Consider the following 20,874-nt stretch of genomic DNA (forward strand, 5'->3'; position numbering starts at 1 on the left):
AAGCCGAGTCGCGGAAAGAGGAAGCCTCGTCAGTGATGGCGGGAATCCCTGTGCGTTTACGCCGGGGAGGATGTCAAGCATTCATGTTCTAGATGTGTCAGGGTACGTCTTTCTAAGGTAAAAAAAGGAGTTCCTTGCTCAATTGTGTGAGGCTTATGCCGGACAAGCTCAGCCGATCAGATTATCATCAGCAGTATCGATAACAATTGCTGCTTTTCATATCGGTGTCATTTTATTGCCATCAGCCTACTATAAGCCATGAAAGTCAAGCGCCTGAAAATCAACTCGTTCCGTGGCATCGGCGATCTGACGCTGGAGTTCCAGGAGACTGAACCAACAGTCTTGGTGGGGATCAACGGAACGGGAAAATCCAGTATTCTCGACTGTATCGCACTCCTACTTTCCCATTTTGTGGCGGAACTTCAAGATCCGATTGGAACGGGACATTTTATTAATGAACAGGACATTACTGAAGAACGGAAAATTCCGCGACATTTTTTTAGTCAGGAAGATATCGCCAATGGCGCCCATCAAACCAAAAATGAGATCACGATTTCCCTAAGGGAACGGCAGATCAGTTGGTTTCTCTCGTTATCCAATACCAAGGGACGACCCCGGGGTGGGCATATTCGAGAGTTAGAAGGAATTTGTTTGCGAATTAAGAATCAGTTGCAAAACAATCTGAATGTGAATTTACCCGTAGTGGTTTATTATCCCGTCAACCGCCAGTTTTGCGACAAGGTTACCCAAGAACCGACGAAATACCATTGGTCAAACCAACTGGTGATTTATGACCAAGCCCTAATCGGTGTGTCGATTAACTTTAGCAGCTTTTTCGAGTGGTTTAAGGATCTTGAAGATCTAGAAAACGAATGGCGTCGAGATAATCCTGAACACCGCGATCGCCTCTTAGAAGCCATCAGACAAGCGATATCCTCTCTGTTGCCCGGTTTTGCTAACTTGCGGGTGCGACGCGCCCCCTTACGGATGACAGTGACAAAACAAGGTCGAGAATTAGTCGTTAATCAGCTATCAGAAGGTGAAAAAGGCTTGCTCGCACTCGCCGCCGATTTAGCCAAACGGTTAGCGATCGCGAATCCGGGGTTAGCGAATCCCCTAGAAGGGAGTGGTGTGGTTCTGATTGATGAGATTGAACTCCACCTGCATCCTAAATGGCAACACGAGATTGTGCCAGCACTGACTCGAACTTTCCCCAACTGTCAGTTTATTGTGGCGACTCATTCACCCCAGGTGATTGCCAATGTCAACCCGGAACAGGTTTATCTTCTTCAAGCTATCCCAGATAGCGAAATGGGAGACACTCCCATGATTATCGCCAAGCATCCAGAACCGTCAATGACTCAAGATAGCAATTCCTTGCTCAAAGAACTGATGGAGGTTTCGGTTAGCTAAATCGGCAAGAACCCTTACTTCAAATATCCTGACACGAGCGAAGGATCAGGCAGGGTGGAATAAATCGCCAGTCTAAAGACACGTCATTTTAGTCTCTCCTAGAACTTACGTTTTCTTGACATCTAAATTACCATTCGTAGGGGCACGATACTATCGTGCCCTCACCATAAGTTGCGTTTGTGTGTAAGTTTGTTTTAACCAGCTTTGACCAGAATTAAATCATCTTCTTGCTTCACATCATAACCTGCCAAGGAATCTTTAGCCGGTCCTTGAATGACTTCGCCATTGATCGTGAATTTAGAATCATGGCAGGGACATACAAATTCCGTTTGATCTGCTTGCCACTTTACTGTACAACCCGTGTGAGTACAGGTAGGATTGACCGCTATAATCCTGTTCGAGTCGCCGGGATCACGCACCACCAAGATTGAACCGATGGAAAATTGTTCGTTGAGGATTTCACCGTTTTGATCCAATTGAGCGACTGCACCAACAGACTCAAATCCATCCGCACGAGTGGGATTAGCCGCAGAGGTTGATTCATCTGTTTTGGGCGAACAAGCAACAATGGCGACGGGCAAGTAACTGGCGATACCACCAATACCAACCCAAGTTATAAATTCTCGGCGATTCATAGGTTAAAACGTCTTGACGATAGCCCTTCCCAAGGGTGTAAGGTACAGCCTAGTGTAGATGCGTAATCTTTGCGCCTCTACCAATATACTTGATCCGGTTGATCAATTGAATTTTTTCAACTATTCGTTTGCAATCATCACCCTAAACAACCTCTCCAAACAAATTTTTTGCCGTGCCACATTCTGGGCAATTTTCAAAGTTTAAATTATTGGTGGTAAATCCGCATTCAGGACAAACATAGAACACCATTTTAGCGTCTTTCCAGTCTTCGAGGTTGTCTTTGGCTTGAGTGTAGTATTTAGCATGTTCAGTTTCAGCTTGTACGGCATAAGTAAAGGTTTGAACTGCCTCTTGATTGCCTTTTTGCTTAGCCTGCTCAATGAACTCCGGATACATGGTATCCCGCTCATAAGATTCTCCGTTAATGGCTTCTTCCAGATTTTCTCGAGTGGATTTAACCTCTGGAGTTTCAATCGTTGCTTCCGGTTTAGCACCAAGTTTGCGAATTACAGCCGCGTGATTAGCTGCATGTATTGCCTCAGCTTGGGCAGCCGCTTGGAAGAGACGGGCAACTTGTTGATAGCCCTCTGTTTCTGCTTTTTTGGCAAAGGCTAGATAACGAGTATGAGCATTGGATTCACCATTATAGGCAGCTTGGAGGTTTTTCAATGTCACTCCATCTGGGCTGGATGTTTCCTGAGAAACCTCTTGGGTTGTCACCGATGTTGACGGTTCAACCGTAGCGGTTGGGGTTGGCTGAGTACAACCGACTAATGCGAACACTCCCAGACCTAAAATTGATACAAACGTAGCTGTTTTTTTAAGTAGATGACTCATCGTTGCACTCTCCTCATTATTAAATAGTTTTCTCTTTTTAAGTTGTAAGTTGGAACCTGATCAGGATTTTAGTGGTTGCCTGTTTTTTGAATAGACGGACGTTTCTTAAATAAACCTGTCATGCTTAACCCTGTAACTAACAACCCCACTAATCCCAAACCATTCAGCAGCGGATAGATGGTTTCTAAACCCAAAATTTTCAGAGTATGCAGTTGCATTAGAAACCTAGCGATCTCGTCTTGATGAAACCATTCATCAAAAATGGTGTAACCCATGCCAGTAATCACGGTTATAATTAACGGGAGACAGGCAGCGATCGCGATTAGGCGGTGGTATTTACGAAACGTGCGTATCATGGGCATCCCCTCCTCCATTGCTTGAGAATTCTGATGTTAGCCATCACTGTTTCCGGCTATAGTTAAGACTTTAAGTGGAAAAGGTAAAGAACTCGGGTGGATACCACAGTTTTGGCAAAAAAAAGTCACACCACCAGTAGGGACACGGCAGTGCCATGCCCCTACGGCTATCTACCCCTAAGAAACTATGGGCAGATACACCTGAAAACAACTGCCAACTCCTAACTCACTCGTCACCGTAATGTCTCCACCATGTTGTTGAGCAACGGCTTGAGCGATCGCTAAACCTAACCCTGAACCTTCCTGGCGCTGAGTTCGGGCTTTATCGGCTCGCCACAGGCGATCAAAAATAAACGGCAAATGTTCTGGATCGATACCAATCCCTGTATCCTCCACACTGACAACCACCAAGGTTTCATCTGTGCTCATCGACAGGGTAACTGTACCCCCGGATGGAGTGTATTGCAGAGCATTTTCAAGCAGATTACAAAATACACGAAAAAGTTGAGAAGCATCTCCCTTGACAAAAACATCAGGTTGTAGTAACCATTTCAGGGTAATGTCTTGGGCTTCAGCGTTGGGTTCGAGACGCTCCTCAACATCCTCCAAAAGTTCGTCAAGGGGAATCACCATCCATTCGCGGGCGGCGGTTGTCGCATCGGTTCGGGCGAGTAACAGGAGATCCTCCACCAAACGACTCATCTGGCTAGTCGCCGACGCGATCGCAGCCAATTTTTCCACATCCGCCGGATGAATCCGTTCGGGATGAGTCTGCATCACCTCCACTGACGCCTTAATCGCCGTCAGGGGGCTGCGTAACTCGTGAGACGCATCGGCTGTAAACTGTTTAAGTTGCTGAAAACTCTGCTCAATCGGCTGCATCGACTGCCGAGTCAGCCACATACCGCCCACCCCCATCAATCCAAAAGCCAGGATACCGGCTACCCCAGATCCCCAACGTAACTGGCTGAGGACAGCTTCCACAGACTCTGTAGATTCACTGGCGCGAACATAACCTTCGAGTTGTCGTTCTCCTTGGCGGTAACTGTATGCGGGAATCGTTAGGGTACGAATCTGCCCTTGTTCCCCTGTCTGGAACCCTTCTTGTAGGAGAAAAGTGGGCGAAAGTGTGCCAGAGATAGCTAACCGTTGCTGATCCGCCCCAAACCACTCCACACTTTGATCCGGTTTACTCAGATTTTGCCAGGGAATGTCGAGATCACCATCTCCGTCTAAAGGGCGATAAGCAGGTTGATCAACGGCATCTTTATCCTGCTTAATCGCCACTAAACTATGAGCCGCCGCTTGGGCTAAATTGAGCAGACGGTTATCTAATTGCTGATAGAGACTATGGGCAAAAAATTCATAGACTACACCATTGGATATGACCCGAATTGCCACCATAACCATCAGGTAGGAACCCAACAGACGCCAGCGCAAGGATTTAAACTGGGGGCTGACAGAGTTTTGACGCTTTACTTCGGAAAGAGGGCAGGGTTTTGAGTATGTAGAAGCGGGTTTAGGGATTTTCTTTTGGCTATTGAGGGTAACGTTTGTGCGAAACCCGCCCTGACTGAGTTTTGGATTTTGACCCTTTGCTTTGCTTATAGGGAACCTGGTTTTGATACCCAATTTTGGTAAAAATTTATACGGTTTTTTATGTCCCTGATTTCCCTGATCTTCTCTGACCATACGTCTTTCCCCTGGCTAATTTTGCTTCAGCCGATACCCGATACCATAAACCGTTTGAATCAAATCCGGTGGAGCGCCGACTGCTCTAAGTTTTTTGCGTAAATCTTTAATATGAACCTTAACCGCATCTTCTCCGGGTGGATCATCCCATGACCAAAGCTGTTCTAAAATAGCGCTACGACTCTGCACACGACCATGACTTCGTAACAGTAATTCCAGTAAACTGTATTCCTTGGGCGTCAGATGCAGGGGGTGTTCAGCATAAGTGACTTGACAGGTATTCGGATCGAAGCTCAGACGTTCCCACTCCAGCACCGGGGGTAGGCTAGAATTGCCTCGACGCAGTAATGCCCGAATCCGAGCGGTTAATTCTGGCAAATCAAAGGGTTTCACCACATAATCATCCGCACCTGCATCTAATCCAATCACCTTATCATTGCTAGTGTCTTTAGCCGTCAGCATCAGCACCGGGGTCATTTTACCGGAACGTCGCAAGCGTTGACAAAAGCTAATTCCATCCAGTTTAGGTAGCATCACATCCAGCAGGATGAGTTTATAGTTGAATGCTTCGACAAAATCCCACCCCGCTTCGCCATCGGTAGCCATATCAACAATATAATGTTGGTCTTGCAGAGTTTCTGCCAGCGCTTTAGCAATGCGCTGATCATCCTCAACCAGCAAAATCCTCATGATTGTTCACAGCTATTCACGGGTAGATAGTTTCTATAATAACGTTTCACTTTCGTAAACCATAAATTGGATTCGCAGCAAACAATTTTTTCTAATCCGTCGATAACACAGTCTGACAGGTAAACCATTGACAGCCGCCAAATTTAAAATTATTACATGAGGATTCGCGTTAAGATTCTATAACGGCTTTAAGCGTATGCCAACTCAATGTCGCACATTTAATCCGTATAGGAAACTGGGAAACACCCTGTAAGGCTTTCAGTTTCCCCAACTCTGGAGAAAACTCACCTTGTCCGGTAATCATCTCTCGAAAGCGTTCCACCATTGACAAGGCTTCGGCTATGGTTTTCCCCCGTACCGTATCCGCCATCAAGTCGGCTGACGCGATCGCGATCGCACAACCTTTTCCCTCAAATTTAATATCTTCAATCCTATCGCCTGTTGGATTAAGTTGTATCGTTAGTTCAATCGTGTCGCCACACATTGGGTTATGTCCGTAATGATATCCATCTACAGGATTGGTTGTGCCTCGATTTCTAGAGTTTTTTGAGTGTTCCAGAATAATTTGCTGATATAATCGGCGCTGATGAATTGAAGAAGTCATAATCTTTTAACATTCAATAGAGGATAGTTCCATCATTCATTAGATATGCCCAATATTTTCAACTTACCGCCCCAACTGCCTAATGAAGAACTATTTGAGGCTTTAGTCTCTAGTGATAGCGTTTTAATTGAGCGCATTATCTCCACGGGACAAACGACACCTATAGGAGAATGGTATGACGGACAGCAGGATGAGTGGGTGATCCTGCTTCAGGGTGAAGCAATTATTGCTTATAATGATGGTTCGAGAATTGAACTCAAAGCCGGTGATTATGTTCTGATTAATGCTCATCAAAAGCATCGAGTTGAATGGACAAGTTCTCACCCACCCTGCATCTGGCTTGCTGTCCATGGTAATCTATAGGAGAAAATAGTTGTTCATAGTCTTTAGGTGTATCGATATCAATTGCTCCTTCGGAAAAGGGAATACTAAAGACTTGAGGATAGTAGTTTTGAATCAGTTTTTTTGCCCCTTCGGTAGTCTTAAGCGCCATGAGTTCGGGAAATAAAGTATTGTTAAATAACACAGGTACACCCAGCGTTCCAGCATATTCAGATGCAATAATAGGTTGACCCGTAGAACGGTAGGCTTCAACGAGATGGTTAAGGGTTTGAGACGAAACGAAGGGTTGATCACAAAGCGCGATCGCAATGGCTTCTAAGTGAGGATTCCCCGTCAGCAGCGCGTTTAAACCAACCTGAATTGAAGCACTCATTCCCTCCCGCCATTGTTGATTTTTGACCACTTGTACAGGTAAATCACTGAGTTCCGGCTGTATTCGTTCTGCATACGCCCCCAACACAACTATAGTCGGTTGGCAGACAGAGGCGATCGCAACCTCTGCGGTGTGGCGAATAAAACTGCGTCCTTGGTAGTCTAGCAGTTGTTTGGGTGTACCCATGCGTGTGGATGCTCCTGCTGCCAGAATGATTAGACCAACTGCTGAAGAATTCATGCTAAACTGCTCTATATGTTTGTAGTAAGTGCTGTCTTCGCTTCTGGCACGCTTGGTGCCTACTACGAACTAAGATAAACTGTCCGATAAATGTTGAATTATTTGATGCTGCGGTCATGAATGGGTCCTAGTCGGTTTCTCAGCGACTCGCCCGTGCGATTCCTGATAACGGCTTGAATTTCCGCCACAATGGATAGGGCAATTTCTTCTGGTGTATCCCCACCAATGTCAAGACCAATAGGACTATATAAACGTTGACGTTGTTGTTCGGTTGGGGTAATTTCTTCTGGCAAATCTTGCAGTAAGGTTTCGGTTCGGCTTTTGGAACCAAGGATACCTAAATATTGTACCGGAGAGGGTAAGAGGGTTTTCAGAAGTTCCAGGTCATGCAGATAGTTATGGGTCATAACTACAGCTATTGTACGATGATTGAGGTGAACGCGATCGCAGACTTTCTCTGGAGACGAAAGAATGACGTGATCAGCACATTGGAACCGTTCTCCTGTCACTTCCGCTTGTCGGTTATCCACGACTGTCACATACCATCCCAATTCTTGCGCCAAGCGTACTAATGGTAAAACATCATGACCTGCACCAAAAATGATCAGGGGTATGGGCGGCTGGATAAACTCAATAAACACCTCAGCTTTACCGATGAGTAAGGGATAAGTGTTTATCAATGAGCGACTGTTTTTAAGCGCGTTCTGGGCATCATCGCGTATCTGGGTAACTAAATCAGTATCTGGGATATTGCTTTCGACTCTACCATCTGGATACAGGATTAAGCGAGTTCCAATTTTGGTTTTGATCTCACCCTCAACCTGAAACACCGTTGCTAGAAATCCCACTTGTCGATGGCGGATACAGTCGCTTAAAAATGTTAGCGGGTTGAATGAATTCTCTGGTTTAATTCGTTCAATCAGAATCTGAACAATTCCATTACAACCGAGTCCCAATCCCCAGATAATATCCTCATCGGACATCGTATCGTACTCTACAACAATGGGTTTGCCAGAGGTCATCACCCCTTGCGCCTGTTCAAAAACATCACCTTCTAAACAACCACCACTCAAGGAACCAACCATCTTTCCCCCTGAAGTCATCAGCATTCGCGCACCAGGGCGTCGGTACGTCGAACCCGAGGCTTTGACGAGGGTGGCGAGGGCGATGCTTTGATCAGAGTTCTTCGTTTGCTCAAATGTTTGCAGAATGTTCTGTAATTCTTTCATAAGTGAGCCACTCTGACTACTGATTTGTTAACTTCTCCGGTGTCAGGGGCAGATTCCGCAATCGCTTACCCGTCGCGTGATAAACGGCATTCGCCACCGCCGCCGCCACCCCGGTAATGCCAATTTCACCCACACCCCTTGCCCCGGCTGGGTTAAAGTTTAAATCCGGTTTACCAACAAATGTCACCTCAATCCGAGGAATGTCTGCGTGTGCCGGAAAGTGGTAGGTCGCCAAGTCATACACCACAGGATAGCCAATATCTGGGTCAAAGTGGCACGCCTCCATCAACGCTTGCCCAATCCCCATAATCACAGCACCGCGCACCTGACTCGCCGCCGTTTTCCCATTCATCACCCGCCCAATATCCATCACTGACACCCAGCGCGTCACCCGCAAACGCCCGATTTCTTCATCCATAGCCACCTCGCAGAAATGTGCACCCCATGACTGAAATGCCCATTTTTTGCCCTCATCTCCCGGTGCTGTCGAAGCCGTTGCCTCAAATGCTTCCCGCCCAGATTGACGCAGGGCATCAAAGGCAGCCGATGCTGTTGTACAATTCGCCGTTTTCAGTACTTCCTGACACGCTTCCATGACGGCGGGGGCAATCGAGGCTGTCATCATCGAACCTCCAGCCATCCCACCATCGGGTAATTGGGAATCGCCCAATTCCACGCGCACATTGTCCACGGGTACACCCAGCGCCTCGGCGGCTGTCACCGCAATCATGGTATAAGCACCTGTACCCATGTCATTAGCGGCGGTTAGGATATGCACAGTGCCATCGGGTAATAGGCGCACTTTAACCGATGCTTGACCGCGAAGTGCCGGAAACGTTGCTGCCGCCATACCCCAGCCGATTAGCTGACCCTCACGGGTGAGGGCGCGGGTTTGCATCGGTCTATCTTTCCAGCCAAATTGTTGTGCGCCCATTTGCAAACAATCAGCAAAGTGCTTGGCAGAAAAAGGCAATCCTTTGCGCTGATGTTCCTTCGTTTCATTTTTCAGCCGCAGTTCCACCGGATCTAAATTCAGCGCCCAAGCCAGTTCATCCATGGCGGATTCCAGCGCCCACATCCCCGGATTTTCCCCCGGTGCACGCATAAATGTTGGTGTACCCACGTTCAGGACAGCGAGTTCCTGATTTAACTGCATCGTGGGGGCAGCATACATGACCGGTGTAATATTTGTACAAGGTTCAGTGAAAACCTCGACGGGAGAGGTACAGGACTTAACCTCATGCGCGATCGCACTCAGTATACCCTCTGCATTTGCCGCCAGACGAATCCTTTGTTCAGTTTGGGAACGATGTCCCGTATTCGCGGTCATCTGTCGGCGGCTGAGAACCAGTTTCAGGGGACGTTGTAGCTGACGGGCGGCGGCGACACAGAGAATCGCGTGAGACCAAGGGAAGCCTTTACAACCAAATGCCCCACCAATATACGGCGTTATTATCCGTACCTTTTCTACAGGGATATCACACAGTTCAGCATAAGTGCGTTGGGAACCCATTACCCACTGGGAGGGTTCGTAGACGCTGAGGGAATCGCCTTGCCACTGGGCAATAATGGCATGGGGTTCCATGGGGGCATGGAGTTCTGTGGGGGTGGTGTATGTCGCCTCAACCGTCGCGGCTGCGTCTGCCATCCCAGCCGTAAAATCTCCTGTGGCAAACTGCCCTTTCTCAAAGGTAAACGACTCACCAAACATGGACGGCGCTTCCTGGAATGTGGCGTTTTTCGCCTCAACCACTGGCGGTTGGCTATCGTACTCAACCTTCACCTGATGCGCCCCATGTCTTGCCCGTTCAAAAGTATCTGCCACCACTAAGCCGATAATTTGTCCCCCATAGTGAACGGTATCATCGGATAGGGGTAAACGTGCCTCGTAGATTTTCGAGGTGATGAAATTATTGGTGGGTGGGCATATTGGCGGGGCGTTTTTATGAGTGAAAACCGCCATCACCCCCGGTATTTCTTCTGCTGCACGAGTATCAATGGATTTAATCCGCCCCTTGGCAATACTGGCAGTTACCAGATACCCGTGAACCAGTCCCGGAATCGGGTGTTCTGCGGCATAGGTTGCCGTTCCTGTGACTTTGGCACGTCCATCTTTGCGGCTAACATTTTTCCCCATCACCTGACTCATGCGACATTTCCCCCCTTTGCTGATAATATCAGCGATCGCCTGATCGCGCGTTTGGCTAATTCCACTTTAAAACCATTGTCAACTAAGGGTTGCGCTGCCTGTAGTGCCATGTCTGCTGCTTCCTGGAATGTTTCGGCGTTGGCAGGTTTTCCCCGTAAAAATGTCTCGGCTTCCTGGGGACGCCAGGGTTTGTGAGCAACGCCACCTAGGGCTAAACGCGCCTCAATAATAGAATCTGCGGCAATATTCACCATAGCCGCCACTGAAACCAGGGCAAAGGAATAGGACGCCCTGTCCCGTAGTTTAAGATAAACACCCGATTGAGCAAAGGGTACAGGGGGTAACACCACAGCCGTAATCAGTTCTCCGGGTTCTAACGTTGTGTCCCGTTGGGGGGTGTCACCAGGGAGACGGTGAAACTCGGTGAATGGGATTTGCCGCCTCCCGTTGGTTCCTTCCACCTCAACCACCGCATCCAACGCCGCCAACGCTACACACATATCGGAGGGATGAACCGCCACACATTGGTCACTCGCGCCAAAAATGGCGTGCATCCGATTCATCCCCGTTACCGCCGGACAACCACTCCCTGGCTGCCGTTTATTGCAGGGGAAGGCGGTATCGTAGTAGTAGGGACAGCGCGTGCGTTGTAGAAGATTACCACCCACACTTGCCACATTGCGAATTTGCTGAGAGGCACCCGACAAAATCGCCCGCGAGAGTACAGGATAGTTCTGGCGGACAGTCGGATGATCCGCAACGGCGGTATTACTCACCAGTGCGCCAATCCGCAAACCGCCTGCTGTCGTATCTTGAATCCGCCGCATCTGCAAGCGGGAGATATCGATAAGCTGGGAGGGTTGATCCAGAAAGACTTTCATCCGGTCAACTAAGTTAGTCCCCCCAGCAATAAACAGGGCTTGTTGATCAGCCATTGCTCGTTGCACGGCATCGTTTACCGAAGTGGCGCGGATATAGGAGAATTTATTCATTGACCAAGACGGTAGCGCTAGGAGAGGGAGGCGTCTGTCCGGCGGCTTGCTGCACGGCGGCGACTATGCCATTATAAGCGCCACAGCGACAGAGATTCCCACTCAGTCGTTCTTTAATTTCCGCCTCAGAGAGTTCTGCTAGTTGAGGTGGATGGGAGAGATCCTCTGTGACAGCGCTCGCACAGCCTTGTTTTACTTCGTCAAGGAGGGCGACAGCAGCGCAAATCTGTCCGGGTGTACAGTAGCCGCACTGGAAACCATCCTGTTCGATAAATGCGGCTTGTACGGGATGGAGAGTATCGCCGACGCTGAGTCCCTCAATGGTAACAATCTCCTTGCCTTCCTGCATGACAGCTAAGGAGAGACAGGAGTAAACCCGCTGTCCGTCAATGAGGGCTGTACAAGCGCCACATTGACCATGATCACAGCCTTTTTTACTGCCTGTAAGGTTAAGGCGATCGCGCAGTGTATCTAGTAATGTAACTCGTGGTTCAATGGTCAGCGATCGCGTCTGTCCGTTAATCGTCAGGTTAACTGTTATTTCGTCATTTGTCATTGTCATTTGTTTATGTCTTATGTCTTATGGTCGGGGCGGGTTTTGCCGCCAAGCTAGGGATAACAATCAATATTAGTCCCTAAACCCGCCCCTACACACAGACGCCATGGCGCGTCTCCACATGCTCCCCATCACCCCTAATTTAGAGGCGAGTAGACTAACTGCGCCAAGGTTGCTTCCATTACTGCCGTGGTTTGCCCAGACACCGTAAATACTACAGCTTCACGATAAACTCTTTGGGCGGCGTGGGATTGGATATTTGCCGCCCCACTAGAAACTGTTACAGCCGCATTGGTACAGCGCCCCGCTAAATTAATTGCCCACGCCCTTAGCTGTAGGGATTGGGGACGTTTTTTCCCCATGTAGGGGCGGGTTTCACTATTATCATTTGTTGTCACCCGGATGTTTCTAAACCCGCCCTCATCTCCCCTATCTCCCCTATATCCCCTATATCCCCTATCTCCCCTATCTCCTCCATTTTCCTGATCTTCGGTGTCAGCATAATTTGTTGATAATGCGGCAATCATAGCGGCTTCACAGTCCAAGACTTCGGCGTGGAGATGATCAAAAGCCGCTTGAATAAACCCTAATTTCTTGCGTCGATAAACGGCGGTAACAATATCTAATCCGGCTTTAGCACAGCCTAAGGCAAAGAACCCATGATTTAACACATTTTTTCGATCCGTTTCATGAATCGCCCCGGCTTTTCTGATGAATAAAACAGACTCGTGGGGTAAAAACCAATCAGTCAGACTCGCCGACACTGTATTCGTGGAGTTCATCGCCGCTAACACCATCGGTTCACTAAACGCGATCGCACCCCCAACAGCTTGCTCCGTAGACGTAAACGGCACTATACCATAGAGTTCCCGACCATCGGGTAATGTCGCCCCAATCACAAAATCCTCAAACAAGCCAAAACCCGTAACCCAAGGGACATTTCCAGTAATCTGATAGCCCCCATCCACGGGCGTCGCTTTGACTGGAGGATTCCCAGTGCGTCGCAGTTGGGAGAATCCTACCCCCACTAACGCCTCACCTCTCCCCATGGGGGGAAGATAACGCTGCTTTAAGGCTTCATTGTCACTCTTTGCCAAAAAGCCACCTGCACTCTGATGCTGAGTTTGCAGAAATGCCAAGGCGCCCGAATAGCGACAGACGTGTTGCTGGAAGTGAGAGAAGGTGACAGGAGTAACCTCTGCACCTCCCCAACGTTGGGGAACCTTCAGCGCTAGGAGGTTGCGAGAGCCTAATCCCTGGAGCGCGGTTCGCAACGCCTGTGTATCCTGATCTATCTCTGATGCGCGAGGGGCAACGATTTGGCGCAAGTAAGCATCCGCCACCTCTAAAAGGTTGGACTGATTCGCGATATCTTGAGCAACACCCTGGTTAGCTGCGGTTAGTGACATTTGGCAACAAACAGTTAAATTATCCCTTCCTTAGACTATCCAATTTTTAGCAAAGGAAACAAAGAGCAGGGAACGGCAACAGACGATTGCCCAAATTCTTTAGGGCGGCTAGATAAGACAGTTGATACGAAAAATCGGATTACTTAAAATCAGCTTGGTAAAAAATAGGAAAAAATCAGTTGTTTCATCAAAGGTATTATCTAGCTAATGTATTTAGTAAAATCCTCAATAAGCATAGCCCCTTATTTTACTATGTTTGAGAAATGGCACATTGGCTCAATGCAGATTTCTCATCATCAATCCCATACAGAATAACCTTGGGCATAATGATCAATCCCCAGAAAACCATTTTTTCGGGCAAAATATCATAGCCAATTTCTATTAATCGTAACCCTGGACACATAACTGACACCGTTTTCACGAAACTATTTGATGTAGGGTAGGCAAGTAGGATAAAGCCTGAAAAGCTGAACAAGAGACTTGCTGGAACTTGCCCATCCCACGTTAACTTGGAATTATTGCCACAGGTGCAAATTGTCAACTAACTATGGAGGTATAAATTATGTTAGCGAAACAGGATACCAGTATCTTGCACACCCGAATCGACTGACCGAGCCGCTCTTGCCTCATTGTTCTCTCAATGTTAACTTAAATAAATTTAAGTTTCATTTCTTTACATCTAGCGCTAACCTAGATTGACATCTCGTCAAATCGAGCGATGAGGTAAAGTACTTCATAAGCGTTAGCTACAATTAGGCTGAAGCTTCTACACCTTGTTGTGTTGACTCCAATGCCAGCGCCAAGAGCAATCCTGTCAGAGACAGGGCATAATCGTCATCACACAGGTGAATTGAACCCTATTGAATTGTCAGAGCATCCAATGAACATTAGTCAGCAATTAAGCAGACTCAAAAGAGGCATCTTCAGAATCAAAAGATTCCCTCGTTTTTTAATCTTACTGATTGCCTCAATTGCCGCAATTCAGTTTCTAATTCTCCCAGCATTGACCCAACAACCCGTCACAGTCCAAGTATTGATGAGCGCCTTAGAAGCATCCCAGTGGCAACCTTTTGTGGAGGACTTTGAACAACAAAATCCAGGCATCAATCTGGAAATCATCGAAGGACCGAATGAAACTAACTTGGTTGAAGACCTCTATACCTCGGCTTTCTTACTAGGAAAATCCCCTTACGATCTCGTTTATCTAGACATTGTTTGGGTACCAAAATTTGCCGCCGCCGGATGGTTAATGCCTCTGTCTGACCGAGTTTCTGAAGACCAATTAGCAGAGTTTTTGCAAGGGGATGTAGAGGGGGGACGCTACAACGGTGAACTTTATCGGATGCCCTTCCGTTCCGACGGGGGTATGCTCTACTACCGTACTGACTTATTAAAGCAAGGTGGATACGAACCCCCCGAAACTTTTGACGAACTCATGCAAATCTCCCAAGCTTTGCAACAACAAACAGACATTGATTTGGGGTATTTATGGCAAGGGAAGCAGTACGAAGGATTGTCTGCTATGTTTGTGGAAATCCTGGAAGGATTTGGTGGCTTTTGGGTGAATCCAGACACATTAGAAGTTGGACTTGATCAACCCGAAGCTATCCAAGCTGTCGAATTTTTACGCAATACCATTGACAAGGGCGTTTCTCCCCCTGGTGTCACCACTTACGCCGAAGAAGAAACCCGGCGCATCTTCCAAAACGGTGAAGCTATTTTCTTGCGAAATTGGCCCTACGTTTACACATTAGCAGCCGACTCAGAAATTGCGGGTCAATTTGCAATCAAGCCGATGGTACACCAACCTAATGATAGCAGTGGTGCTTGCCAAGGTGGATGGGGACTGGGTATTTCTAAATCGACGAAACACGCCGACGAAGCATGGAAAGTGATTGAATTCTTTAACCGTCTGGAGGTACAACAACAATTCATATTGGCAACAGGCTATGCTCCAGCTCTCAAATCCCTTTATACCGATCCCGAACTGGTGGCTAAATATAGTTACCTTCCCAAACTTCTAGAAGTTCTGGAAAAAGCGGTTCTGCGTCCACCCATCGCCCAATATGCTCAAACCTCGGATATTTTACAGCGTTATCTGAGTGCAGCGATTACGCAAAGCCTAAGTGCAGAAGAAGCCATGAATCGGGCAGCCCAGGAGACTCGTAGACTCTTGGGAGATTAATGTGAAGCAGCAGGTTTCACGGCTAGTTGTAAGTCTATAAAGTCACTATGAAACAAGGTTCAATTCGGCAAAAAGAGATCCGAACGGGTTGGTTACTAACCCTACTCGCCATACTTATCTTGGTAATGGTATTTGCCTATCCCATTGGACGGGCATTTTGGTTGAGTCTATTCACTCAAAATTTGGGTACTGAGTTGCAGGCAGAGTTTACTGGCTTGGACAATTATGCACGGCTTTTGGGTGATGGGCGCTTCTGGCAAAGCATCTGGCACACGACCGTTTTTACGGTGTCCTCGATTCTGGTTGAATTAGTGCTAGGAATGGCAATTGCCCTAGTTCTAAATCAAGCCTTTTTTGGACGAGGTTTAGTTCGCACGGCTGCACTCATTCCCTGGGCGTTACCAACGGCAGTCATGGGGTTAGCGTGGCAGTGGATTTTCAATGATCAGTATGGCGTTGCCAACGATATTTTGCGATTTTTACCCGTCGTTGACCCGGTAACTTGGTTGGGTGAACCTAATTTGGCAATGGTGGCATTGATTGCGGCTGATGTCTGGAAAACAACGCCTTTTTTTGCGATCATTCTGCTGGCAGGATTGCAATCAATTTCTGAGGATCTTTATGAAGCTCATGCTATTGATGGAGCCTCTCCACTACAAAGCTTTGTGCAAATCACCTTACCTTTGCTAACCCCACAAATCCTGATTGCCTTATTATTTCGATTTGCTCAAGCCTTCGGTATTTTTGATTTGATCCTAGTGATGACGGGAGGGGGTCCAGCCAATGCTACGGAAATGATCTCACTCTATATTTACGACACGGTGAGGCGCTATCTGGATTTTGGTTACGGTGCTGCTTTGGTAGTCGTAACATTTCTCTTGCTGATTATCGCCGTAGCAATTGTCGCATTTTTGCTCTCAAAAACCCGGCTTAATGTTTTAGGAGACCAATAGATTAACCATGGCAATCGCTCAACAATCATCATCACAAAAAAAGTCACGAATCAATACCAAGCAAATTATGCTCTGGGTTGGTGTTGTCTTAACGCTAATCTTTTGCCTCGCGCCAGCCCTTTGGCAAGTTCTCACGTCATTCAAGGTGAATGAGGCAATTTCGGCAATTCCTAATGTCTATTTTCCCGCGCCAGATCAACTCACTTGGAATCACTACACGCAGCTATTTGATCGTTATCCCTTTTGGCGTTATATCTTCAATAGCGCCCTTGTTTCATTAACCTCCACCTTCTTGTGTTTAATCGCCGGAGCGCCTGCCGCTTATGCCTTAGCACGCTTAAGACTTCCGGGAGAGCAGATTGTTCTAGGCTGTGTCCTCGTCGTCAGTCTCTTTCCCTACGTGCTACTGTTTCTGGGGCTGCTAGAGGTGGTGAAACTTTTCGGCTTGGGAAATAACTACATCGCCTTAATTGTTCCTTATACCGGAATTAATTTACCGCTGACTATTTTGGTTCTACGGAGTTTCTTTCAGCAGCTACCTAAAGACTTAGAAGATTCGGCTAAGGTTGATGGATACAACACAGTACAAATGCTGCTGAAAATTGTTCTGCCGATGACCATACCTGCCCTGGTAACGACGGGAATTTTGACATTTATCTTTGCCTGGAATGAATTTATCTTTGCCTTGACCTTTATTACTCAAAATGAAATGAAAACTATCCCGGTGGCAGTGGCTCAAATCGGTGGCACATCTGTATTTGAAATCCCTTACGGTCCGATCGCGGCGGCGACAGTAGCTGGAACGTTGCCCCTGATTGTGTTAGTCCTCCTCTTCCAGCGTCGCATTGTTCAAGGAATCACGGCTGGGGCAGTTAAAGGATGAGGTTGTAGGGGCGATCCGCTTGCACAAATTAACAACTGTGTCCATTCAATAAAATCGGGTCGCCCTTTACTCAAGTTTCCTTGACATGCTCCCATTCAAAACTCAATAGGTAAAAATCATGGCAAAACTCGAATTACAGAATCTACGTAAAGAATACAATCCCAAAACAGTGCCGATTAAAGACATCAGCTTAGAGGTTGAAGATGGTGAATTTATGACATTTATCGGACCCTCTGGCTGTGGCAAATCCACATTACTACGATTAATTGCGGGATTGGAAACCCCAACCAAGGGTAGAGTTGTAATCAGTGGACAAACGGTCAACACTGTCCCTCCCGGCGATCGCAACATTGCCATGGTTTTCCAGAGTTACGCCCTCTATCCCCACATGACTGTAGAGGAAAATATCGGCGCTTCTCTGAGAATCCGTAAAACCCCTAGCGATGAAATTCGCAAACGCATTGATGATGTCATTCTCAAGCTAGATTTAGACCGTTCCTTACTCGAACGCAAACCCCGTCAACTCTCTGGTGGACAACGACAACGGGTAGCGGTTGCCCGCGCCTTAGTTCGGGAACCGGAAGTCTTTTTATTAGATGAACCCTTGAGTAACTTAGATGCCCTGCTGCGAGAACAAGTTCGGGCAGAACTCAAGCAACTATTTAAATCTCAAAACAAACCCGTTGTCTATGTTACCCACGACCAAACCGAGGCAATGACTCTCTCTACTCGCATTGCCTTACTTTACGAGGGCGTATTGCAACAGCTTGATACTCCCTATCAGATTTATACCTACCCCGCTAATAGTTTTGTTGCTAGTTTCATGGGCAGTCCCCAAATGAACCTACTAACCCTTAGCTGTCAGGAGAATTATGCTATTCTGGGTGACTTTAAACTGAAACTGCCCAACTTGCCGAAAAAACCACGCCAAATTATCATGGGTATTCGTCCCGAAAATGTGCGGATTGCCAGAGAAGGAGATAACCAAATCATTAAGGGTAACGTGTATCTCGTTGAAGATATGGGCAAAGAAAAACTGATTAGCGTGCGGATGAGGGGTTCCCAAGGGTCAGAAGGTAAGACAATTCGGGCGTTGTTACCCGCTGATCACTACTGGGATGGTGAAGAAGATACGGTGACTCTAGCCCTACCGGAGAAAACGATGCACTGGTTTGATGTAGAATCAGGCGATCGCTTCACCCATCACTCCTAACCTATCCAGTCTCGAAACTGACGACAGTCGGGGCGGGTTTAGTCACATTTTTTGTGCAACCGAAAAGATAATCGTCAAACCCGCCCCTACACCTTACTTTTCACTTTTCATGGGATCTGGAAAACCTCTCTGGAAAACCTCTATGATCTATAAGTGGGCGTCTAGTCGAAAAATCATCACATGGACTTTCTAGAACTTGATCCCGGTCACGTCGATATTATTCTCCAATACCAAGCTGAGTTAGAAAAGCTAGGTGTTAAACTCAATGATGAACAGTTAAAAGAAACAATTTACAACTATTCTCATAATTTAGAACCGTCGATTCAAGCATTCATCGAGTATTGCGCCAAGGGAGAACTTGAGAAACCGAATGATTATCTGATCAAAGCCTTACGCTACGGTTGGAAACCGCGAAACATCTCAAATCCCCCTCGATTACCTGTCTTTACGGAGGCTGATTTTGATACAGGGCATACTCTGGAAGAACGACAAGAGAACTACCGTCGATTGTGTGACTTGGTGAAACATTCTTGTCATCCCAGCAAAACCCCAACCCGATTTAAACCATTGCGTCGTCTGCGTCTCTATAATCAACGACCCGATCTCACAACTGTTGCCCAATTCATGGCAGATCCCATTCTTCGACCCGAAATAGAACGGGCAATTTCACAGCATCCGGAGTGGGGTTATCAAATTACACCCAATGGCGTTCAAGAACTAGAATTTTGAATTCCCTGTGCCTTGACATAAACATAAACAAATGACAAATAACCAATGAGTGAAACTTCTATCCGTCCGGCTTTAATTAACAAAGTCATCCCCAACTCCATCGCGGCTGAGGTGGGGTTTGAACCGGGTGACGCCATTATCTCGATCAATGGTACAGCTCCCCGCGACTTAATCGACTATCAATTTCTATGTGCCGATGAAATACTGGAATTAGAAGTCCTAGATGCGGCGGGAAAAACCCATTCTCTAGAAATTGAGAAAGACTACGACGAGGATTTAGGGTTAGAATTTGAAACCGCCTTATTTGACGGCTTAATCCAATGTAATAACCGCTGTCCCTTTTGCTTCATTGACCAACAACCCCCTGGAAAGCGGCAAAGTTTATATCTCAAAGACGACGACTATCGCCTCAGCTTTCTCTATGGCTCATACTTAACCCTAACCAACCTCACTCAAAGCGAATGGAATCGGATAGAACGCCTGCGTCTATCTCCTTTGTATGTGTCCATCCACGCCACGGAACCGGAAATTCGCAGCCGATTACTCAAAAATCCTCGTGCTGGGCAGATTTTAGACCAGTTGCAATGGTTTCAGGAACGGAGACTGCAAATTCATGCTCAAGTTGTGGTTTGTCCCGGTATTAATGATGGCATTCATTTAGAACAAACCCTGAAAGATTTAGCCCAATTCCAACAGAATGAAATCCCGGCTGTTGCTTCAGTCGCCGTCGTTCCTGTGGGATTAACTCGCTTTCGCCCTTCAGAGGATGAATTAATTCCTGTCAGTCGAGAAAAAGCTGCAGAGGTTATCCAGAAAGTTCAATCCCTACAAACAAAATTTCGCCAGCAATTCGGCTCTACATTTGCTTGGTTAGCCGATGAATGGTTTTTAATCGCTAAACAGGAATTACCGCCAGAATCTCATTACGAAGATTATCCCCAAATCGGTAATGGTGTGGGTTCAATTCGCCAGTTTATTAAACAATTTCAAGATGCAGCAACGCGGATGTTACCCAGCCGTGTGGAACCTGAGCGAGAATTAACCTGGGTGGTAGGTAATGCGGTGGAAACGGCGTTTGTTCCTCTATTGCAGCAGTTAAATAAGGTTGAGGGATTGGATGTCAAACTAGCAGCGCTACGGAGTGAATATTGGGGACAAGAGATTACAGTTACAGGGTTGTTAACCGGACAAGATTTACTCAACCAATTGTCAGGGAAAGACTTCGGCGACGGGATTTTGCTCCCTGCACTGATGCTTAAACATGATGATACAAGGTTTTTAGATGATATGACGGTAGCAGAGGTAAGTCGTCAGCTAGGAACGCAAATTTTAGTCGTCCAGGGAATTGAGGAATTGCTGGAGCATTGTAGGGCAATAAAACTATAATCTGGCT

The 20,874-nt window shown here is 47.0% G+C and carries 21 protein-coding genes; 8 read left to right on the plus strand and 13 right to left on the minus strand.

From position 1 onward, the window contains the following. Nucleotides 1-258: 258 nt before the first annotated feature. Nucleotides 259-1,413 (plus strand): AAA family ATPase, encoded by a 1,155-nt coding sequence (locus ACLGGO_RS04095; RefSeq protein WP_446418369.1) that lies wholly within the window; start codon nt 259-261, stop codon nt 1,411-1,413. A 194-nt stretch (nt 1,414-1,607) separates the two neighbouring features. Here the strand turns inward: ACLGGO_RS04095 and ACLGGO_RS04100 are convergent, their stop codons facing one another. From ACLGGO_RS04100 to sufU, 6 genes are all read right to left on the minus strand, one after another. Next, complete coding sequence (locus ACLGGO_RS04100; RefSeq protein ID WP_446337002.1) at nt 1,608-2,048, minus strand: QcrA and Rieske domain-containing protein; 441 nt, start codon at nt 2,046-2,048, stop codon at nt 1,608-1,610. Between the two features lie 142 nt (nt 2,049-2,190). Further along, entirely contained in the window at nt 2,191-2,886 is a 696-nt protein-coding gene (locus ACLGGO_RS04105; RefSeq protein WP_446337001.1) for a rubrerythrin family protein, read from the minus strand. Nucleotides 2,887-2,954: 68 nt separating this feature from the next. Further along, nucleotides 2,955-3,242, minus strand: coding sequence for a peptidase (locus tag ACLGGO_RS04110; protein ID WP_446337000.1), 288 nt, complete (start codon nt 3,240-3,242; stop codon nt 2,955-2,957). A gap of 177 nt (nt 3,243-3,419) precedes the next feature. Beyond that, complete coding sequence (locus ACLGGO_RS04115) at nt 3,420-4,934, minus strand: sensor histidine kinase (RefSeq protein WP_446418370.1); 1,515 nt, start codon at nt 4,932-4,934, stop codon at nt 3,420-3,422. A gap of 15 nt (nt 4,935-4,949) precedes the next feature. Next, nucleotides 4,950-5,624 (minus strand): response regulator transcription factor, encoded by a 675-nt coding sequence (locus tag ACLGGO_RS04120; RefSeq protein ID WP_446368367.1) that lies wholly within the window; start codon nt 5,622-5,624, stop codon nt 4,950-4,952. Between the two features lie 169 nt (nt 5,625-5,793). Beyond that, nucleotides 5,794-6,228 carry a Fe-S cluster assembly sulfur transfer protein SufU gene (gene sufU, locus ACLGGO_RS04125; protein ID WP_446418371.1) on the minus strand — a complete coding sequence of 145 codons (435 nt, stop codon included), beginning with the start codon at nt 6,226-6,228 and terminating at the stop codon, nt 5,794-5,796. Between the two features lie 45 nt (nt 6,229-6,273). Between sufU and ACLGGO_RS04130 the strand changes: the two genes are divergently transcribed. After that, the gene (locus ACLGGO_RS04130; protein ID WP_446418372.1) at nt 6,274-6,591 is read left to right on the plus strand and encodes a cupin domain-containing protein; all 318 of its coding nucleotides are present in this window, start codon (nt 6,274-6,276) and stop codon (nt 6,589-6,591) included. On the opposite strand, the gene ACLGGO_RS04135 is transcribed toward ACLGGO_RS04130, so the two are convergent. The 7 genes from ACLGGO_RS04135 to ACLGGO_RS04165 form a co-directional block, all read right to left on the minus strand. Next, entirely contained in the window at nt 6,509-7,183 is a 675-nt protein-coding gene (locus tag ACLGGO_RS04135) for a nucleotidyltransferase family protein (protein WP_446418373.1), read from the minus strand. The genes ACLGGO_RS04130 and ACLGGO_RS04135 overlap by 83 nt on opposite strands. Before the next feature lie 98 nt (nt 7,184-7,281). Next, nucleotides 7,282-8,412: an XdhC family protein gene (locus ACLGGO_RS04140; RefSeq protein ID WP_446418374.1), complete on the minus strand. Its 1,131-nt coding sequence runs from the start codon at nt 8,410-8,412 to the stop codon at nt 7,282-7,284. A 16-nt stretch (nt 8,413-8,428) separates the two neighbouring features. Further along, nucleotides 8,429-10,561 (minus strand): xanthine dehydrogenase family protein molybdopterin-binding subunit, encoded by a 2,133-nt coding sequence (locus ACLGGO_RS04145; RefSeq protein WP_446418375.1) that lies wholly within the window; start codon nt 10,559-10,561, stop codon nt 8,429-8,431. Then, nucleotides 10,558-11,553, minus strand: a complete 996-nt coding sequence (locus ACLGGO_RS04150; protein ID WP_446418376.1) for an FAD binding domain-containing protein — start codon at nt 11,551-11,553, stop codon at nt 10,558-10,560. Before ACLGGO_RS04150 ends, ACLGGO_RS04145 begins: the two co-directional genes overlap by 4 nt. Then, nucleotides 11,546-12,109 (minus strand): 2Fe-2S iron-sulfur cluster-binding protein, encoded by a 564-nt coding sequence (locus tag ACLGGO_RS04155; protein ID WP_446418377.1) that lies wholly within the window; start codon nt 12,107-12,109, stop codon nt 11,546-11,548. Before ACLGGO_RS04155 ends, ACLGGO_RS04150 begins: the two co-directional genes overlap by 8 nt. Before the next feature lie 137 nt (nt 12,110-12,246). Then, the gene (locus ACLGGO_RS04160) at nt 12,247-13,518 is read right to left on the minus strand and encodes an acyl-CoA dehydrogenase family protein (protein ID WP_446418378.1); all 1,272 of its coding nucleotides are present in this window, start codon (nt 13,516-13,518) and stop codon (nt 12,247-12,249) included. Nucleotides 13,519-13,768: 250 nt separating this feature from the next. After that, the gene (locus ACLGGO_RS04165) at nt 13,769-13,939 is read right to left on the minus strand and encodes a hypothetical protein (RefSeq protein WP_446418379.1); all 171 of its coding nucleotides are present in this window, start codon (nt 13,937-13,939) and stop codon (nt 13,769-13,771) included. Between the two features lie 459 nt (nt 13,940-14,398). On the opposite strand from ACLGGO_RS04165, the gene ACLGGO_RS04170 reads away from it, so the two are divergent. The 6 genes from ACLGGO_RS04170 to ACLGGO_RS04195 all read left to right on the plus strand — a co-directional run bounded on the left by ACLGGO_RS04170 (nt 14,399) and on the right by ACLGGO_RS04195 (nt 20,867). Beyond that, on the plus strand, nt 14,399-15,703 hold the full coding sequence (locus ACLGGO_RS04170; RefSeq protein WP_446418380.1) for an ABC transporter substrate-binding protein: 1,305 nt from the start codon (nt 14,399-14,401) through the stop codon (nt 15,701-15,703). A 47-nt stretch (nt 15,704-15,750) separates the two neighbouring features. Further along, the gene (locus ACLGGO_RS04175; RefSeq protein WP_446418381.1) at nt 15,751-16,656 is read left to right on the plus strand and encodes a carbohydrate ABC transporter permease; all 906 of its coding nucleotides are present in this window, start codon (nt 15,751-15,753) and stop codon (nt 16,654-16,656) included. Between the two features lie 7 nt (nt 16,657-16,663). Beyond that, on the plus strand, nt 16,664-17,539 hold the full coding sequence (locus tag ACLGGO_RS04180; RefSeq protein WP_446418382.1) for a carbohydrate ABC transporter permease: 876 nt from the start codon (nt 16,664-16,666) through the stop codon (nt 17,537-17,539). 118 nt (nt 17,540-17,657) lie between these two features. Beyond that, nucleotides 17,658-18,752: an ABC transporter ATP-binding protein gene (locus ACLGGO_RS04185; RefSeq protein WP_446336985.1), complete on the plus strand. Its 1,095-nt coding sequence runs from the start codon at nt 17,658-17,660 to the stop codon at nt 18,750-18,752. Between the two features lie 180 nt (nt 18,753-18,932). Further along, the gene (locus tag ACLGGO_RS04190) at nt 18,933-19,481 is read left to right on the plus strand and encodes a hypothetical protein (RefSeq protein WP_446336984.1); all 549 of its coding nucleotides are present in this window, start codon (nt 18,933-18,935) and stop codon (nt 19,479-19,481) included. Between the two features lie 45 nt (nt 19,482-19,526). Continuing rightward, the gene (locus ACLGGO_RS04195) at nt 19,527-20,867 is read left to right on the plus strand and encodes a TIGR03279 family radical SAM protein (protein ID WP_446418383.1); all 1,341 of its coding nucleotides are present in this window, start codon (nt 19,527-19,529) and stop codon (nt 20,865-20,867) included. Nucleotides 20,868-20,874: the final 7 nt, after the last annotated feature.

The sequence above is a fragment of the Coleofasciculus sp. genome (genome assembly GCF_046565525.1).
Lineage (GTDB): Bacteria > Cyanobacteriota > Cyanobacteriia > Cyanobacteriales > Coleofasciculaceae > Coleofasciculus.

Bases quoted from the DNA above. Each gene is read 5' to 3' on its own strand.
- ACLGGO_RS04150 (WP_446418376.1), bottom strand. From the start codon at position 11,553: ATGAATAAATTCTCCTATATCCGCGCCACTTCGGTAAACGATGCCGTG.
- ACLGGO_RS04175 (WP_446418381.1), top strand. From the start codon at position 15,751: ATGAAACAAGGTTCAATTCGGCAAAAAGAGATCCGAACGGGTTGGTTA.
- ACLGGO_RS04145 (WP_446418375.1), bottom strand. From the start codon at position 10,561: ATGAGTCAGGTGATGGGGAAAAATGTTAGCCGCAAAGATGGACGTGCC.
- ACLGGO_RS04095 (WP_446418369.1), top strand. From the start codon at position 259: ATGAAAGTCAAGCGCCTGAAAATCAACTCGTTCCGTGGCATCGGCGAT.
- ACLGGO_RS04180 (WP_446418382.1), top strand. From the start codon at position 16,664: ATGGCAATCGCTCAACAATCATCATCACAAAAAAAGTCACGAATCAAT.
- ACLGGO_RS04135 (WP_446418373.1), bottom strand. From the start codon at position 7,183: ATGAATTCTTCAGCAGTTGGTCTAATCATTCTGGCAGCAGGAGCATCC.
- ACLGGO_RS04130 (WP_446418372.1), top strand. From the start codon at position 6,274: ATGCCCAATATTTTCAACTTACCGCCCCAACTGCCTAATGAAGAACTA.
- ACLGGO_RS04195 (WP_446418383.1), top strand. From the start codon at position 19,527: ATGAGTGAAACTTCTATCCGTCCGGCTTTAATTAACAAAGTCATCCCC.
- ACLGGO_RS04170 (WP_446418380.1), top strand. From the start codon at position 14,399: ATGAACATTAGTCAGCAATTAAGCAGACTCAAAAGAGGCATCTTCAGA.
- ACLGGO_RS04155 (WP_446418377.1), bottom strand. From the start codon at position 12,109: ATGACAAATGACGAAATAACAGTTAACCTGACGATTAACGGACAGACG.
- ACLGGO_RS04120 (WP_446368367.1), bottom strand. From the start codon at position 5,624: ATGAGGATTTTGCTGGTTGAGGATGATCAGCGCATTGCTAAAGCGCTG.
- ACLGGO_RS04115 (WP_446418370.1), bottom strand. From the start codon at position 4,934: ATGGTCAGAGAAGATCAGGGAAATCAGGGACATAAAAAACCGTATAAA.
- ACLGGO_RS04190 (WP_446336984.1), top strand. From the start codon at position 18,933: ATGGACTTTCTAGAACTTGATCCCGGTCACGTCGATATTATTCTCCAA.
- ACLGGO_RS04110 (WP_446337000.1), bottom strand. From the start codon at position 3,242: ATGATACGCACGTTTCGTAAATACCACCGCCTAATCGCGATCGCTGCC.
- ACLGGO_RS04160 (WP_446418378.1), bottom strand. From the start codon at position 13,518: ATGTCACTAACCGCAGCTAACCAGGGTGTTGCTCAAGATATCGCGAAT.
- ACLGGO_RS04185 (WP_446336985.1), top strand. From the start codon at position 17,658: ATGGCAAAACTCGAATTACAGAATCTACGTAAAGAATACAATCCCAAA.
- sufU (WP_446418371.1), bottom strand. From the start codon at position 6,228: ATGACTTCTTCAATTCATCAGCGCCGATTATATCAGCAAATTATTCTG.
- ACLGGO_RS04140 (WP_446418374.1), bottom strand. From the start codon at position 8,412: ATGAAAGAATTACAGAACATTCTGCAAACATTTGAGCAAACGAAGAAC.
- ACLGGO_RS04105 (WP_446337001.1), bottom strand. From the start codon at position 2,886: ATGAGTCATCTACTTAAAAAAACAGCTACGTTTGTATCAATTTTAGGT.
- ACLGGO_RS04100 (WP_446337002.1), bottom strand. From the start codon at position 2,048: ATGAATCGCCGAGAATTTATAACTTGGGTTGGTATTGGTGGTATCGCC.